18 protein-coding genes and 1 tRNA gene are annotated in these 16,406 nt (G+C 34.5%); 10 read left to right on the top strand and 9 right to left on the bottom strand.

From position 1 onward, the window contains the following. Positions 1-14 precede the first annotated feature (14 nt). From GQ40_RS01320 to GQ40_RS01310, 3 genes are all read left to right on the top strand, one after another. Positions 15-1,865 (top strand): PLP-dependent transferase, encoded by a 1,851-nt coding sequence (locus GQ40_RS01320; RefSeq protein ID WP_047545054.1) that lies wholly within the window; start codon positions 15-17, stop codon positions 1,863-1,865. A 343-nt stretch (positions 1,866-2,208) separates the two neighbouring features. Next, positions 2,209-2,670: a mobile mystery protein A gene (locus GQ40_RS01315; protein WP_047545052.1), complete on the top strand. Its 462-nt coding sequence runs from the start codon at positions 2,209-2,211 to the stop codon at positions 2,668-2,670. Further along, complete coding sequence (locus GQ40_RS01310; protein ID WP_047545050.1) at positions 2,661-3,257, top strand: mobile mystery protein B; 597 nt, start codon at positions 2,661-2,663, stop codon at positions 3,255-3,257. The genes GQ40_RS01315 and GQ40_RS01310 overlap by 10 nt, the downstream gene beginning before the upstream one ends. A 144-nt stretch (positions 3,258-3,401) precedes the next feature. On the opposite strand, the gene GQ40_RS01305 is transcribed toward GQ40_RS01310, so the two are convergent. Together GQ40_RS01305 and GQ40_RS01300 are read right to left on the bottom strand one after the other, a co-directional pair. After that, complete coding sequence (locus GQ40_RS01305) at positions 3,402-4,205, bottom strand: hypothetical protein (RefSeq protein ID WP_047545048.1); 804 nt, start codon at positions 4,203-4,205, stop codon at positions 3,402-3,404. A 115-nt stretch (positions 4,206-4,320) separates the two neighbouring features. Next, positions 4,321-5,004 carry a M15 family metallopeptidase gene (locus tag GQ40_RS01300; RefSeq protein WP_047545046.1) on the bottom strand — a complete coding sequence of 228 codons (684 nt, stop codon included), beginning with the start codon at positions 5,002-5,004 and terminating at the stop codon, positions 4,321-4,323. Between the two features lie 30 nt (positions 5,005-5,034). Here GQ40_RS01300 and GQ40_RS01295 point away from each other — a divergent pair, with 30 nt between their 5' ends. The 7 genes from GQ40_RS01295 to GQ40_RS01265 all read left to right on the top strand — a co-directional run bounded on the left by GQ40_RS01295 (position 5,035) and on the right by GQ40_RS01265 (position 10,927). Next, positions 5,035-5,634 (top strand): alpha-ketoglutarate-dependent dioxygenase AlkB family protein, encoded by a 600-nt coding sequence (locus GQ40_RS01295; RefSeq protein ID WP_047545044.1) that lies wholly within the window; start codon positions 5,035-5,037, stop codon positions 5,632-5,634. 376 nt (positions 5,635-6,010) lie between these two features. Continuing rightward, complete coding sequence (locus GQ40_RS01290; protein WP_047545042.1) at positions 6,011-6,937, top strand: alpha/beta hydrolase; 927 nt, start codon at positions 6,011-6,013, stop codon at positions 6,935-6,937. 250 nt (positions 6,938-7,187) lie between these two features. Continuing rightward, complete coding sequence (locus GQ40_RS01285) at positions 7,188-8,048, top strand: SPFH domain-containing protein (RefSeq protein ID WP_047545040.1); 861 nt, start codon at positions 7,188-7,190, stop codon at positions 8,046-8,048. Between the two features lies 1 nt (position 8,049). Further along, positions 8,050-8,556 (top strand): DUF1648 domain-containing protein, encoded by a 507-nt coding sequence (locus GQ40_RS01280; protein WP_052184103.1) that lies wholly within the window; start codon positions 8,050-8,052, stop codon positions 8,554-8,556. Positions 8,557-8,622: 66 nt separating this feature from the next. Then, positions 8,623-8,814 carry a hypothetical protein gene (locus GQ40_RS01275; protein ID WP_047545038.1) on the top strand — a complete coding sequence of 64 codons (192 nt, stop codon included), beginning with the start codon at positions 8,623-8,625 and terminating at the stop codon, positions 8,812-8,814. Between the two features lie 58 nt (positions 8,815-8,872). Then, the gene (locus GQ40_RS01270; RefSeq protein WP_047545036.1) at positions 8,873-10,183 is read left to right on the top strand and encodes a DUF819 domain-containing protein; all 1,311 of its coding nucleotides are present in this window, start codon (positions 8,873-8,875) and stop codon (positions 10,181-10,183) included. 48 nt (positions 10,184-10,231) lie between these two features. After that, positions 10,232-10,927, top strand: a complete 696-nt coding sequence (locus tag GQ40_RS01265; RefSeq protein ID WP_047545034.1) for a DUF4369 domain-containing protein — start codon at positions 10,232-10,234, stop codon at positions 10,925-10,927. 103 nt (positions 10,928-11,030) lie between these two features. Here GQ40_RS01265 and GQ40_RS01260 read toward each other — a convergent pair. The 7 genes from GQ40_RS01260 to GQ40_RS01230 all read right to left on the bottom strand — a co-directional run bounded on the left by GQ40_RS01260 (position 11,031) and on the right by GQ40_RS01230 (position 16,391). Then, positions 11,031-11,104 (bottom strand) — tRNA-Thr (locus GQ40_RS01260). 61 nt (positions 11,105-11,165) lie between these two features. Then, positions 11,166-11,435 (bottom strand): hypothetical protein, encoded by a 270-nt coding sequence (locus GQ40_RS01255; RefSeq protein WP_047545032.1) that lies wholly within the window; start codon positions 11,433-11,435, stop codon positions 11,166-11,168. Between the two features lie 28 nt (positions 11,436-11,463). Further along, entirely contained in the window at positions 11,464-12,435 is a 972-nt protein-coding gene (locus GQ40_RS01250; RefSeq protein WP_047545030.1) for a type I phosphomannose isomerase catalytic subunit, read from the bottom strand. Next, positions 12,425-12,841, bottom strand: a complete 417-nt coding sequence (locus GQ40_RS01245) for a 6-pyruvoyl trahydropterin synthase family protein (protein ID WP_047545028.1) — start codon at positions 12,839-12,841, stop codon at positions 12,425-12,427. The genes GQ40_RS01250 and GQ40_RS01245 overlap by 11 nt, the downstream gene beginning before the upstream one ends. After that, entirely contained in the window at positions 12,841-13,365 is a 525-nt protein-coding gene (gene idi / locus GQ40_RS01240) for an isopentenyl-diphosphate Delta-isomerase (protein WP_047551244.1), read from the bottom strand. The genes GQ40_RS01245 and idi overlap by 1 nt, the downstream gene beginning before the upstream one ends. A gap of 103 nt (positions 13,366-13,468) precedes the next feature. Next, complete coding sequence (locus GQ40_RS01235) at positions 13,469-15,448, bottom strand: OmpA family protein (protein WP_047545026.1); 1,980 nt, start codon at positions 15,446-15,448, stop codon at positions 13,469-13,471. Between the two features lie 10 nt (positions 15,449-15,458). Beyond that, on the bottom strand, positions 15,459-16,391 hold the full coding sequence (locus tag GQ40_RS01230) for a type IX secretion system membrane protein PorP/SprF (RefSeq protein ID WP_047545024.1): 933 nt from the start codon (positions 16,389-16,391) through the stop codon (positions 15,459-15,461). Positions 16,392-16,406: the final 15 nt, after the last annotated feature.

The following is a 16,406-nucleotide window of genomic DNA, read 5'->3' as shown; positions in this document are numbered from 1 at the left end:
AAAAATTGGACATTATGCAAGAGAATCATTTACTAAATTATATAAAAGACGTTATAAAAAACATCCCAGAAAACTGGCGAAATCTAACTACACACAGACTAGATATTTATAACGAAGACTTAGCTAAATTTGAGTTTTTACAAGAATTCGAATCTTTATATAAAAACGATAATGCCACGACATCTGCATTAGAAAACTTACCAACCGCATACGATTATATACGTTTAGGCCATCCTCTATCTTGTGTATTAGAATGGACGATCGCAAAACAATACCAAATCAAATCAAGTACAGTCATCAGTTTTGATTCTAAGACCATACCTGTGCTTGCTATTTTGAGAACAAATCTTTTAGAGCATAAAAACACACGTATTCTATATAGTGGGCAACTACCTGAACAATTTGATCCTGAAATCTTAAGACGCGTCTATGGTTACAGTTTTGAACTCCAGCAGGTGAAAAGTTTAACTGAAGTAAATAAATTTAAAGGGAGCACTGTTTTCATTTCTAATCAAACTGAAATAAACCAATTAAATCTTAACCCAAATATTGATTTCTACATCAATCTCTATGATTATTTAGGAAGTGTTCTCATCGTAAATGGAGAGCAAAATGACCATTACATTTCAGAGATTCAACATGTAAGACGTCGCGAGACTGTTGCAATGACCCCAACCAACTCTCTAGTGCTACTTAATGCGTTAGCAGAACAAAAACCTCTGGTATTTAACCGACCAAATATAGAATCAGAGAAAAAAGCGGTCTTGCATCATATTTCAGAAATCACCAATACACCTGAAAAACCTTTGGTGGCTTCAAGCGGGTTATCGATTCAATATGCGATAATGATGGGCTTGATACACGATGCTTTAGACAATCATAAAGGTAAAGCTATAAAAATAATTGTTCCACCAAATTGTTATGGTGGCACAAATGACCAGGCGAGACGTGTTGCTGCGTGTCTTAATAATGTGGATATTGTTGATTTACCAGTTGATGGCGATAATGATATGGTACAAAGTATCCATAGGGTTTTAGATGCTATTGCGAGTCAAGATGCTATCCCTTTTATCATCGCAGAGATTCCAACAAACCCAAGAGTTGAAGTCCCTAATCTTAAAGAACTACAACAGGCATTAACAAAAGAGCGTAAAACATTAAATGACGATATAGCGATTGATCCCGTGTTTATTTTGGACCAAACGTTTTGTCCAAATGTACAATTTTTGGGCAAGGGCAATATATTGTCTTCTGTAAGAACGATATCTTATGCGAGTGGATCTAAATTTCCGAGTGGTGGACGATGTACTGCTGGTTATTGCGTAGGGAATAAGCTTTCCAAAACATTGATGCAAACCATTGAAAAGCATTTGATACTTTGCGATAATGAAGCTACCGTTTTTCAATATAAAATCTTGGCAGAGCAAATGCCATCCATGATTCAAAGAATTGAAGATGCTTACAAAAACACCCGCGAGTTTGTGACTTTTATTGAGCATGCATTGCCACAGGCAAAGATTAATTTTGTATCTCAAGAACTAGCAAAACAAGGTTTTACACCTTCAGTATTTTCACTGGGTCTTCCTACAAAAGGCGATACCGAAGAAGCGCGTGAAGCTTACAAAAGAGAACTTAACTTAAAGCTCATTAATTTAATGATTACTGAAATTCCAGAGGAAAGTAAGTTTTGTGTAAGTTACGGACAATTAAAAGGCTGCTACTGGACGGTTCCCGCCACCTCTACCCAAGGCACCACCAAAGAAGGTGATAAAGATTATATCGTTCGTGCATCGGTATCTCCAGATTTGGATTTAGCAAAGCATAAAACGGTCTTTATAAAATTTGTGGAAAGTATCTTAAATTAGATTTTAGCTTTTTTCTTTACTTCGGAAATTTGAAAATCAACTTTTTAATTTTGCCTTTTGTCTCATCGCTCAAGCCCAATTGCGAGAATTCATTAAACAAAAGCGCATAAGCTAAAGGTTTGACTTTCTCAAAAAAATAGTCGAACTTCATCCAACTACGGATATCGACAATTGACACAGTTGATAACCAAATGCATTAGCATTAATTCAACAGAACAACTTGAAGTAAACTTAATTGTTTACTTTTTTTATTTTTTGTAAACACATAAGATTACTTTTTTGTATTTTTGTAAATTCATATGTTTACAAATATATTGTTTTGTAAACTTAAAGAGTTACAAAAATGAGAAATAAGCAAAAACTTTTAATTGAGCAATTGGACCAAAAACTTCAACCATTCTCTGAAACTAGAAAGGTCCTGGTCCCAGAACGAGGATGGATAAATACAATTCGGACATCACTTAATATGACAATGGCACAACTTGGTACCAAATTAAATATAACAAGACAAGGAGTAAAAAGAATAGAGGAAAGTGAAGCTAATGGTACGATAACGCTTAATTCTTTAAAAGATGTAGCCAATGCAATTGATTTGAAATTAGTATATGCACTGGTCCCACTAAATGGGACCATAAATGATTTAATTCAAATAAAAGCAGAAAAGCTGGCCCGAAAAATAGTTTTAAGAACTAACCAAAATATGAAATTAGAGGACCAAGGAATTGGAGATGAAAAGATAGCCAAAACCATAAAAGAGCTTGCTAGCGAAATAAAACGAGAGATGAAAAAATCATTATGGGATTAGAATTCGATTATAAAGATGGGCAAACACCTTTAGACGAAGAAGAAAAGGAAGGTCTTAAAATAAAGTCTATCACTACTCAAGGAGAACTAGATGAATTTGAGCAATTGAACATTGAAAAAGCAGTTGAATGGACTATTCATTCAAAATTCAAACTTAAAAAAATTTTAACTGAAAAGTTTGTGAAAGACTTACACAAAAAAATGTATGATGATGTATGGAAATGGGCAGGAGAATTTAGAAAGACTGAAAAGAACATCGGAATTCCGTGGACACAAATTGGAATTGAATTAAAAAATTTATTGGACGACACTAAATATTGGATAGATAACAACACTTTTCCACCTGAAGAAATAGCTATAAGATTTAAACATCGCATAGTATCCATTCATTGCTTTCCAAATGGAAATGGAAGACACTCAAGGATGATGGCTGATATAATTATGGAATCAATATTTAGAAATGAAATATTTTCTTGGCATCAATCAAATATGGTTAAAGCTAACGAAACAAGAAATCAATATATAAAAGCTTTAAGAGAAGCTGATAAAGGAAATTTAAAACAGTTAATTGAATTTGCAAAGAACTAATGCCAACAACGTATAAAATTAATTGCTAGTTTCTAGCCTGCTTACGAAAGTCCTCGCAGACTTTCTATTGTGATTTATTTGCTAACTTTAGTGTTAAACCACGTAACTAATATTATTCACAACACGTTAGACGAAACCCAAAAATTATCTTTTACCATTTCTATACTCCAAAAACTTAATAAAAGGATTGGTGTCCTTGTTTTTGGCACCATGAATTCCGCTACTAATGGCTAAAATTCCAGCAGCAGCAAAAGCAGTATAAGCAATTACAGTTTCCGAAGACATATTAGCAACTCCAATGGCTACAAGTGCCCAAGCACCAACGAGCGCGAATTCTCGCATGTTGCGTTTACAAGTAATGGTTAGATTGATAACTGTTGCGATGGCAATCATGATGAGCGTCCAAATTTCCGCAGAAATCCCGAATCCGTTCCAACCTATTTTTACCAAATAGGCAGAGACGTTTGCGATACTTGCTACGGTCACCCAGCCACTGTAAAATACAAATGGCCACCATAAAAAAGCAATTACCGTGATTGGTGCGTCCCATAATTCCATACGGTTGTTCCACACTATTTTGAGCAATGAAATAAGTAATAGAAATATGAATACGCAGGACAGACCTGTATAACCGTAAATCCAACTTACAACCCAAAAACTGTTTGCAATGCATGAGATTACGAACCACCAGCCTACCCGTAAAACAAAATCATCGTCACGAACGTTCACAAATAGACTTCTGCCCTGATAAATAGCAAACCCTAACAGCATTATATAGATCAATCCCCAAATAGAAAAGGCATAACCTGCTGGTGTAAAAAGTGTGTTTAATCCTCTGGAAACGTCTCCAATAGTTGTTCCGTTCATGGCACCTGTATTAGAGAGATAATTCATCGCTATAGTAGCTATAAGTGCAAAACCGTTGGCTATTTGTAATATTTTTTTCATAAAAATTGAATGCCACAAAGGTGACGTTTTGGTTGATATTTTCTACTTCGGAAGATATGCATTTCCCAAAAAAAAATGAGTGATTTTAGGCAAATACTTGACAAAATCAGCGCGTCTATTCTATTGGAAAATCAAAATAGGTTTTTGGAAATGGTTCCCAACGCAACGTGAAATGCCACCACTCTTTAGGATAATTTCTAAAATTATATTTAAGCATAACATGTTGCAGTAATTGACGGTTTGCCTCTTGCGTTTCGGTGAGATTTGGATGTTCGACCCACGATTCTTTTCCGAAGAAATCATAAGGACTTCCCATATCTAAAGGTTCACTCGTGTTACCATCAATTATTGTCAAATCTACTGTACTCCCGCGACTATGCCCAGATTTTGATGCAATATATCCATCTCTAAATAAATGTCTTTTGTTCACATTTGGGTAAAATTCCTGCTTTTGCAGTGTGTCATTCAAAAGTCTAGCCCATGACGAAAAATGGTCAACTGCGCGTTGCGGTCTAAAGCCATCGTAAACCAGTAAGCACAGGTTTTGTTCCTGCAAATGGGCTTGCACTTTTTTTAAGGCTTCTGCAGATTGCTTGGTCAAAATCAATGTATTTGCATTGTAACCCGTGATGGTATCTCCAACAAAATTGTGTGATGAAAAGTAGCGTAATTCTACGTTTAAATCTGGAATGATGTCTTTGACGTGCACAAAACCTTCGGGTAGCTTATTTTTCTGCGGAAATGTAAATCCGAAAACAATAAACACTGAGATTAAAAACAAAATTTTGTGGATCTTCATGATATAGCTAATTTAGATAAAAATTAAGTGATGGACTTATTTTCCGAAGAAAAAAGACTTTTTAATCTGCCAAATGCCCAATTGATCTACATTGAAAATTTTTACGATAAGGCAAAGGCAGATACTTATTTTGAGAGATTAAAGACTACTGTGCACTGGCAACAGGATGACATTAAAGTCTTTGGAAAAACCTATCAACAGCCAAGATTGACTGCTTTATTTGCCAATAACAACAAGCCTTACAGCTACTCCAATATTACGATGCAACCGAAAATTTTTACTTCGGAATTACAACAAATCAAAATGGACATTGAAAAAGAAGCACAACATCATTTTACTTCTGTACTTTTAAATCTCTATCGCGATGGTAGTGATAGCAACGGTTGGCATGCAGACAACGAAAAGGAACTTGGCAAAAACCCTGTGATTGCCTCATTGAGTTTGGGTGAGACGAGACCTTTTCATTTTAAACATCGTCGACTTAAGGACGAGCGTCATAAAATTAATCTCGATCATGGAAGTTTATTGATTATGAAGGGTGAAATGCAGCACTACTGGTTGCATCAAATCGCAAAAACAAAGAAAGATGTTGGGGAGCGCATAAATTTGACTTTTAGAACAATTATTTAGAACAAAAGTGTGTAAACGAAAAAACCAAGGTCCCTCAACCTTGGTTTTCCTAATTTGCTTTTGTTATGTGTAGATTTAGGGTCTCTAACTCTCGTCACATGCAAATATTAATTAATTAATCCATTGAACTAAAAACTAAATCTTAGTACACTTCAAATATAAAATCCTTTTTCAATATGAACGATAAAAAACATTATTAATCGATGAAATACACTTAATTTTAACATTTAAAGTTGAAATATTGCATTTCATCGATGAAATACAATCAATTGTTTTTTGTTTTGGAGGTCATTTCTAATGAATTTCAGTCAAAAATCTCTTTAATTTTTAATTAACTTTGGTACATGTATTGCATAACAACATTAAAATAACTATCATGAAATATTACTTAAGTCTCTTATCGCTTTTATTTTGTTTATATCTAAATGGACAAGACACAATGTTTACCTCTCAAGATATAGAAGTAAATGAATTTGTAGATGGCACTTTATTGCTTCCTAATAATACAGAAAAACCAAAATTAGCTATCATAATCGCAGGCTCTGGACCAACCGATAGAAACGGAAACCAGAATTTCATGAAAAACAATTCCCTAAAAAAACTTGCAGAATCCCTAACAAACAAAGGCATTGCAACCTTTAGATACGACAAACGTATTGTAAAGCAAATACGAAAGAACAAAGTCGATCCAAATATTAAGTTTGACGATTTTGTAACAGATGCCAAAACGGTAGTTGATTTTTTTAAAGATCAAAACACATACTCCCAGGTTTATGTGATAGGTCACAGCCAGGGAAGTCTGGTTGGGATGCTGGCTGCAAAAGATAGGGCAGACGGATTTATTTCACTTGCAGGCGCAGGACAAACCATTGATGAAGTGATCACAGAGCAAATAAGCGCTATGGATCCATCGCTTATTGAAGGCACAAAAAAAGCATTTCAAAGTATAAAGGACGGAAAACAAACTACAGATTATCCTGCAGCACTAGCTTCCATTTTTAATCCAAGTGTGCAACCTTTTATTACAAATTGGATGCAGTATAACCCACAAGATATTGTAAAATCGTTAGAAATTCCAGTACTTATCATTAATGGGACAAAAGATCTTCAAGTCTCAGTTGATGAAGCAAATCTTTTAAAAAACGCTAATCAAAAGGCCCAATTAAAGATCATAGAAAACATGAACCACGTACTGTTTATTATTGATGGTGATACGTTGGTCAATTCAAAAAGCTATAATGAGTCGTCACGTAAAATTTCCGAAGAATTAATTAGTACGATCTCCACCTTTATACTCAATTAAGTCATTTTTAAAATACTATAAAATAAAAACGCATCTCAAATGAGATGCGTTTTTTCTAACTAACCAACCAAATGTTAAATGTTACTCCGTTATGCGAGGTAATCACTCCTCTACTAACATCATCATAATCATTTACAATTACCTTAATGCAAATGGTGTGCCAAACTTGATTTGTAAGTTAAAAAGGTTTGATGTAAATTTGATATCAAAATAATATCATATTAAATTATTTAATCTAAAAACCAATCTCATGAATCAAGAAAAAACTATAGTTCCAGCAAATGGCTATCTCATGCTGTTTTTATTCCTTATTTTATTCTTCGGAAGCATAGCTGCCATGATCACTCTCCAAAGCCCATGGTTTATCATATCGATAATCATAGCTATTTTTATAGCGCCAGGATTTATTATGGTACAACCCAACGGATCTCGCGTATTGCTACTGTTTGGTAAGTATATGGGAACCGTTAAAAAGAACGGTTTCTATTGGGTAAATCCATTTTACACCAAAAAGAAAATCTCATTACGAGCTAGAAATTTTGATAGTGAACGTTTAAAAGTCAATGATAAAATGGGTAATCCTATTATGATTAGCACTATTTTGGTTTGGCGCGTTCAAGACACTTACAAAGCTGCATTTGATGTCGATATTTACGAGAACTTTGTGCGTGTACAAACCGATGCTGCTGTGCGTAAACTGGCAAGTATGTACCCGTATGATAATTTCGCAGACGAAGGTGTTGACGAAGATATCACATTGAGATCAAGCGTCAATGAAGTAAGTAATGCATTGGAAAAAGAAATTGATGAGCGTCTAACTATTGCAGGCATTGAAGTTTTGGAAGCTCGTATCGGTTATTTGGCATATTCAAATGAAATTGCAAATGCCATGCTAAAACGTCAACAAGCCACTGCAATCGTTGCTGCAAGACATAAAATCGTAGAAGGTGCTGTAAGCATGGTAGAAATGGCAATTGAGCAACTCGAAAAAAAGCAGATCATAGAATTAGATGGAGAACGAAAAGCTGCAATGGTAAGCAATCTCATGGTTATTCTATGTGGAGATAAAGACGCATCTCCTGTTTTAAATACAGGTACGTTAAACCATTAAGATGAAAACCAACAGACCTAAAATTAAGGTGCCTCTGCAGCCATTAGACATTGTTTTGGATTTGATTTCAGCAACCCTAATTTTGATAACAATCATATATACTGCGATGAATTACGGCGATTTGGCAGAAACCATTCCAACCCATTTTAATGCAGCTGGAGAAGCAGATGGTTATGGTAGCAAGTCAATGATATGGATGTTACCGGTAATAGGGGTTTTTACATTTCTATTATTGTTCTTTCTGAATAAATATCCGCACATTCATAATTATATGGTCAATATCACAGAAGAAAATGCCTTAAAAAATTACAGGTTTAGCACAAGAATTATTCGCTTTACCAATCTATTTGTAGCCATACTTTTTTTGGTTATTCAATATATGATGATTGAGGAAGGCAAAGGAAACAATGTTAGTTTTGGATCTTGGTTTACCTATTCAATTATTGGTGCTAGTTTGATTTTACCAATATTTATATTGATCTATCAGCAAAAAATAAATAAATCATAAATAATTTAGATAGTTTATTTTCTTAGGGAATGATTTCTAAAATTAAGAACTTTTTAAAATAATATAATGGCTAAGAAAAAAGCATTCGCATTACGTATCAATGAAGATATGATCAAAGCAATTGAAAAGTGGGCTGCAGACGAATTTAGGAGCACCAACGGACAAATTGAATGGATGCTCATGCAATATCTCAAAGAACAAAATAGGGCCCCAAAACCTAAAAAAAATGAAGACAACAACAAAAGCGATTCTAAATAGAGTCGCTTTTTTTATGCAGTTTAATTTTGGTATTTTGCAATACAATTAAAATCTAAACATGGACACAACACCACTTTTTACAAATGACACTATAGTTTTTGGACTTTTAATGCTTTCATTGGGTTTTGTATTTTATACCGAATCAATTGAAACAGGATTTTGGCCAAAGTTCTACAAGATTGTTCCAGGTTTATTTATGGCCTATATGTTACCTGCAGTATTGACCACATCAGGATTAATTGCCCCAGAATGGAAAACAGTTTCAGAAACTGGAATAGAAACCGAAAGCAGTTCAAGCTTATATTATATGGCAAGTCGCTACCTCCTCCCAGCAGCTCTCGTGTTAATGACATTGAGCATTGATTTAAAGGCAGTTTTCAATTTAGGCTGGAAAGCACTCGTTATGTTTTTTACAGGAACAATAGGCATCCTTATTGGAGGACCAATCGCTATTTTGATTATTGCATCATTTTCTCCTGAAACGGTTGGAGGTGCTGGAACAGATGCTGTTTGGAGAGGTCTATCAACATTAGCAGGTAGCTGGATTGGTGGTGGTGCCAACCAAACTGCAATGTTAGAAATCTACGAATATAACCAAGCAAAATATGGAGCGATGGTATTTGTAGATATTGTTGTTGCAAATATTTGGATGGCAATCATTTTAATAGGAATTGGAAAACGCAACAGGATCAATAAATGGCTAAAGGCAGATATTACCGCCATTGAAGATTTGAAAGAACGTGTCTCGACGTTTTCAGAGAAAGTAAAAAGAAATCCGTCACTAACCGATATTATGATTATTGGCGCCATTGCCTTTGGTGCAGTTGGTTTTGCGCATTTATCTGCAGATTTTTTAGCGCCATTTTTCGATAATTTGGTTGCCAGCATAGAATCCCAAAAAATTAGAAACGTGTTTACCTTTTTAGGCTCATCTTTCTTTTGGATGATTAGTATCTCTACTCTAATAGCGGTTTTGTTGTCCTATACCAAAGCAAAAAATTATGAAGGTGCAGGTGCCAGTAAATTTGGGAGTGTATTCATTTACATTTTAGTTGCCACCATTGGTATGAAAATGGATCTAACCCTCATTTTCGAAAACGTTGGCCTTATTGGCATCGGTATAATTTGGATGTCTATTCACGCACTACTATTAATAGGTGTTGCCAAACTAATTAAAGCGCCTTACTTCTTTTTAGCGGTTGGTAGCCAAGCCAATGTTGGTGGTGCAGCCTCTGCACCTATTGTGGCATCGGCTTTTCACCCTTCGTTAGCGACTGTTGGTGTATTGCTTGCAGTTTTTGGTTATGCCATTGGTACCATTGCTGCAATAGGTTGTACAATGTTGATGCAAATAGCTGCAGGAAGTTAGTATTTCTATAATATTTATAAGATATTTGCGCACCTTAAAACTGATAAAATGAAGCAGATTATTTTTGCCTGTATTGCACTTTTATTTCTTTCCTGCGGAAATGAAGAAACTCATGATTTTACGCTCAACGGATATGTAAAAGGCTTAAAAAAAGGAACCGTTTACCTCCAGAGACAGAATGATTCTGTGATGGAAACCATAGACTCTTTAGAAATCAATGGAAGCCCAAATTTTGTTTTACATGCAGAACTTTCCGAACCTGAAATTCTGTTATTAAAACTGAATAAAAATGACAATGACGAAGGCACTGTCGTCTTTTTTGCAGATAAAGGTATTACCGAAATTAATTCTACATTAAAAAACTTCAACTTTGATTCAAAAATAAAAGGCTCTAAACAACAAGAAACTCTTGAAGAATATTTGGTGATGATGTCAAAGTTTAGCGACAAAAACCTAGAACTTATCCAAGAAAGTCTAGAAGCAAGCAAAGCCAATGACACTACGGTTTCTTTTGAAGATAATTACAATAAACTCATCAAACGTAAATATCTCTACACGATTAATTTTGCAGTAAACCACCCAGATAGTGAAGTGTCTCCTTATTTGGCAATTAGTGAAGTTTCCAATACAAGTGTTCCTTTTTTAGAAGAAATCTATAAAGCACTTACCGAAGATATAAGGAAATCGAAATACGGTATCCAGCTTAAAGAATTAATTGATGAACGTAAGGCAGAATTAAAGTAGCCTTTAGCGTAAACTCAAATCTGATATAGTAGTTAGTTTTTCACGATAAAGGTCTATTAAAATCAAAAAAGTCCCAATCAAGAAGATTAGGACTTTTTTTTTGAGCCGATGGAGGGACTCGAACCCACGACCTGCTGATTACAAATCAGCTGCTCTAGCCAGCTGAGCTACATCGGCTGTTTAAGTGTCGGCAAATATAATATAGCTATTTAAATCTGCAAGCACTCTGTGAAAAAATTTAGCTTAAATTATTCAATTTTTCGATTAACGCTCTTCCTTTCGTTTCAAGATCGTTATTAATTGCTTTAAAATGAGCTTTTTTATCCTCAACACTTCTGTTATTTACTCTAACAATTAATTCGTCAAACGTAACGATTGCTTCGTCAACGATTGCTTCACTCTTTTTTGTGTCTTTATCTGGGTTGTTATATTCCCATACATACACAGCTTCTATAATATCACCTAAAACAAAATTAATGTCTTTTTTTAGGTCTCTAACATTTGCCATAATTTATTTTATTAATTTGGATGCAAAATTAAACATAAACTTCTAATAGTCTTACATTAGTAGAAGTTATTTTAAAGGTTTCTATGGCTGCCGGAAGCAAGATGGTCTCTCCTTTTTTTATAAATTCTGAAGATTCTTCGGTTTCTATTAAAGCCTCTCCTTCTACGCATATATAAATAAGAAACGAATCTTTAGAATTTAACTTTAGAATAGAATCTGTAACGTGAAGAAAATTAGTTGTAAAATATGGGCAACTCACCATTTGATTAGAGGCATTTTTTTTCTTTGAGTAATTTACTCTAAAATTATCTGGCATGTTAAAATCAAATGCATCTATTGCCAGATCGTTGTGCAATTCTCTCTCATTACCCTCATCATCCACGCGGTCCCAATCATAAACCCGATATGTGATATCACTGGTTTGCTGTATCTCTGCAAGCATAACTCCTGCTCCTATGGCGTGAACACGACCTACTTCTATAAAATAAGTGTCTCCTGTTTTTACCTTGTCAAAGTTTAGAATCTCGGTTAAGGTTTTGCTTTCAAGATGACTAAGGTATTTTTCCTGGGTCATTTCTTGATTGAACCCAACTATTAAATTGGCGTCATCATCTGCTTGCATAACGTACCACATTTCTGTTTTTCCGAAGGAATCATGACGCTCTGCTGCTAATTCATCATTTGGGTGTAACTGGATTGATAAATCCTGTTTGGCATCAATGAATTTTATGAGTAATGGGAATTTATTTCCGAAGATATTATAGTTTTTATCGCCTATTAATTGTGCTTTGTAGGTTTCTAAAAGCGTCTTGAGTGATTGGCCTTTTAATGGGCCATTTGATACGATTGATGTGTTTTCTTCAACGTCGCTGAGCTCCCAACTTTCTCCAATATTTGGTAGGTCTGAACTTTTATGCAATAGTTGGTTAAGCTTTCGTCCGCCCCAGATTTTATCTTTCAAAATTGGATCAAACTTTAAGGGATACAATTTATTTTTCATCTCCAGAATAACTTACGAAGTTTCGAGGTGTTTCATAAAGTATGACTTCTATGTCTAGGTGTGCACTTAATTTTGGCTTTATTTTATTGTAAATGACTACTGCGATATTTTCGGCTGTAGGGTTTAATTCTTGAAATTCTGGAACTTCTATATTGAGATTTTTATGGTCGAAGGCATCTTCAACTTCAGATTTGATGATATCCTTTAAGATTTTCACATCTATAACGAAGCCCGTTTCTTGATCAATTTCTCCAGTTACACTTACGATGAGCTCGTAATTATGACCGTGGAAATTTGGATTGTTACATTTCCCGAAGATATCATTGTTTTTCTCAAAGCTCCAATCTTTACGATATAACCGATGTGCTGCGTTAAAATGTGCTTTTCTGCTTACTGTTACTCGCATTACTTTGTGATGTTTATATGTTCGTAAAACTTATCGAAAATGATCTTAAACCATGCTGTGTACAATTCTGGATGTGATTCAATATCCATTTTTACGTTTTCTAAAGGCATCCATTTCCATGACTCTACTTCGCTGGGATTGATATTTGGCTCATTGTTGTAATGACCAACCATAATGTGGTCGTATTCATGCTCTGTGAGGCCATTATCAAAAGGTGCTTTGTAGATGAAAGAAATTGTTTCTTTTAAGTCTGTTACAAAACCCATTTCTTCCATTAAACGACGTTTTCCTGCCTCTATATTACTTTCACCAACTCTTTGGTGACTGCAGCATGTGTTTGTCCACAGTAACGGAGAATGGTATTTATGCTTAGCTCGTTGTTGTAGCATTAACTCATTTTTGTCATTAAATACAAATACTGAAAATGCACGATGTAACAAGGCCTTTTCATGAGCTTCCATTTTTGGCATTGTACCAACTTGCTCATCGTTTTCGTTAACTAAAATTACGCGTTCTTCTGTCATAGCTAACAAAAATAACAACTAAATTTCACAATAGCACCACAAATAAAAAAGCTGCCTTAAAAAAAGACAGCTTTTAACAAATTTTAATATTTATACTTAGTGATTAATTTTTCTCTGGGCATTTTTTCCCGTTGATACTTGTTACTATAAATTCACTACGTCTGTTTAATTGATGCTCTTCTTCACTGCAATTAGTATCATCTGTTGTTTCACATCCACAATCATTTACCAATCTGGATTCTCCATAACCTTTTGCGGTTAAACGATCTGCATCGACACCTTTATCTACTAAATATTGACGTGTTGATTTCGCTCTACGCTCAGATAGTTTTTCGTTGTAAGACGCTGTTCCCCTACAATCTGTATGACTGCGAATATCGATAGTCATGGTAGGATATTTGTTTAATACTGCTAATACTTTTTGTAGTTCTACTTCAGCATCATATCTAATATTGGATTTATCAAAGTCAAAATATATAATTGGAATATCTAATATTTTAGCTAAATCGGCACATGGCTCCAACTCAACTTCATCTCTTTGAAGATTAGATTTAATCTCAAGCTTTTGTGGTTTTTTAGGCGTTGTGAAACGTTCTTCTATTGTAGCATATTGATCTGCTTCTATTCTAATTAAGTATTCCTTTTCACATTCAAGATTCTCAAATTTGTAAGCACCATCTGCTCCAACAATTTGTTGTTCTAATTGATTACCATCTTTATCTAATAAAGTGACTTTTGCGCCAACTATTATCTCTTCTGTTTCTTGATCTTTTACAATACCTTCTACGATTTGCTCACATTCTGGAATCATGAAACTATATATGTCATCGTCTCCTTTTCCTCCATCTCTATTGGATGTGAAGAAGCCTTCTTTTGTACCTAGATTCTCATAGTATGCAAAATCATCCATAGGACTGTTAATTGGCCTTCCCACGTTTTCTAATGCCATTGGCTGACTTAGTTCTTGCTTGTTTTCAAAATCTCTAATCACAAATACGTCCAATCCACCTAAGCCATTAAAGCCATTTGAGGAAAAATATAAATCGCCATCTGAGTTTACAAAAGGAAATGTTTCTTGACCTTCAGTATTTACAGAAGGACCCAAATTTATTGGGTCACCTAGAGTACCATCTGCGTTGATATCTACCATAAATATATCAGACATCCCTAATGTACCTTCCATATCTGATGCAAAGTATAATTTAGTCCCCTTTACATTAATGGTAGGATGTGCAACACTGTAAGCATCATCATTGAAATGTACAGATTCTATATCATCCCATTCTCCATCATCATTTAAAGTTGCTTTAAAAATTTTCAAACGGTTTGTACCTTCTTCATCTTTCTTGTATTTTTTATTGAAATAATTATTTCGTGTGAAATACATGACTTGGTCATCTGGAGTAAATGCTACAGTAGACTCATGAAATTTTGTATTGATTTCGCTATCTAGTTGTTTTGCATTTCCGTAGGAATTATTTTCTTGTTTATCTGCGGAATATAAATCAAGATATGGTTGCTCGTTCCACTTGTATTCTTTACCTCCTCCTCGAGTAGAAGCGAATATAAGCTGGTTTTTGTATTGCGTTGCCCCAAAATCTGAAACATCTGTATTGATCTCTAAATTTTTAACTTCGAAATCCCTGCTTGCCTCTTCAATCATAGATAGGTAATCTACAGTTGATAAAAATGCTCTACCTCTTAAATCACTTCGATCTGACTCAGCGAATTTTTTCATCCATTTATCAGATTCAGAATAATTCTCAATAGATTTTAAGGCTTGACCATATCTAAAATAGTATTCTGGGTCAAGATCTTCATTTTCATTCATAGCCATAAGCTCACCATACCATTTTGCAGCCTCTTCCATTTTATTGTTAAAATAGAAGGAGTTTGCAAGCTTTTGCAAAAGGTTAACGGTTTTGTAGCCATTTTCTGCAACTTCCAAAAGGATTTCACTCGTCTTTAAATAGGCTAAATTGTCGTAAGCTTCATTGGCTTCCCTTACTTTTCCCTTTTGGGAATATCCCATAGAAAATACAAGAGTTAAAGCTAGAGTACATATAATTTTATGTGTTTTCATAATCTTTTTTTTAGAAGAATCTTGGTGATAATATTCTACCTATTTTCTGTAATTCAAAACGTAACATGATTTCATGTGAACCACTATTATAGTTATTCAGGTTGGTTGTTGTGGCATCATAAGAGTACCCTATAAAAAGTCCGTCTGTAACTTGAATTCCTGCCAAACCACTAACTGAATCATCCCACCTGTAGGCAACACCTAAGGTCAATTTGTCATTGAACAAAAAGTTAGCAGAAACATCTGCAATTATTGGTGCACCTGAAACTGCTTTCACTAAAGCTGCTGGTTTTAATTTGGTTTTTTCTCCCAAATTAAATACATAACCTGCAATTAAATAATAGCTCATTCGCTCTTTAGCAATAGATACTTGACTATCATCAAAATGTTCTGTCCTTAAAAAATTTGGTACCGACAATCCTACGTACCATTTTCTATTATGTAAATATAAACCAGCGCCAATTGTTGGTGAGAAAACGCTTAAATTGTCTTCAAATGTTGGGTCTCCTAATTGCTGAATTACACCTTCACTCCAATCTGAAGTCAAGCCATGAAAACCTCCTTTTGCACCAAAAGATAATTTTGTATTATTATCACTTACTTGGATCGTATAAGAGAAATTAGCATCTATATAATATTCATTTACAGGCCCCAAAGCATCATTAACAATAGATAAACCTAAGCCTAATCTATTATCTCTAAGTGGTGAATGAATACCTAATGTTTGGGTTTGTGGAGCTCCATCAATCCCAACCCATTGCGTACGATGTAATCCTGTCACACTTAATACCTCTCTCTGCCCTGCATAAGCTGGGTTGATACTCATTGTATTATACATATACTGAGTATATTGAGGGTCCTGCTGTGCAAAACTAGTATTAATCATTAGCGCACTAAACACTAATAGTATTAATCCTTTAAATAATGATGATTTCTGTATCATTTTAATATTGTTTTT

Origin of the sequence: Psychroserpens sp. Hel_I_66, assembly GCF_000799465.1 — a bacterium.
Classification (GTDB): Bacteria; Bacteroidota; Bacteroidia; order Flavobacteriales; family Flavobacteriaceae; genus Psychroserpens.
The sequence above is the reverse complement of the archived record's forward strand: the minus strand, read 5'-3'. Positions and strand labels throughout refer to the sequence as shown.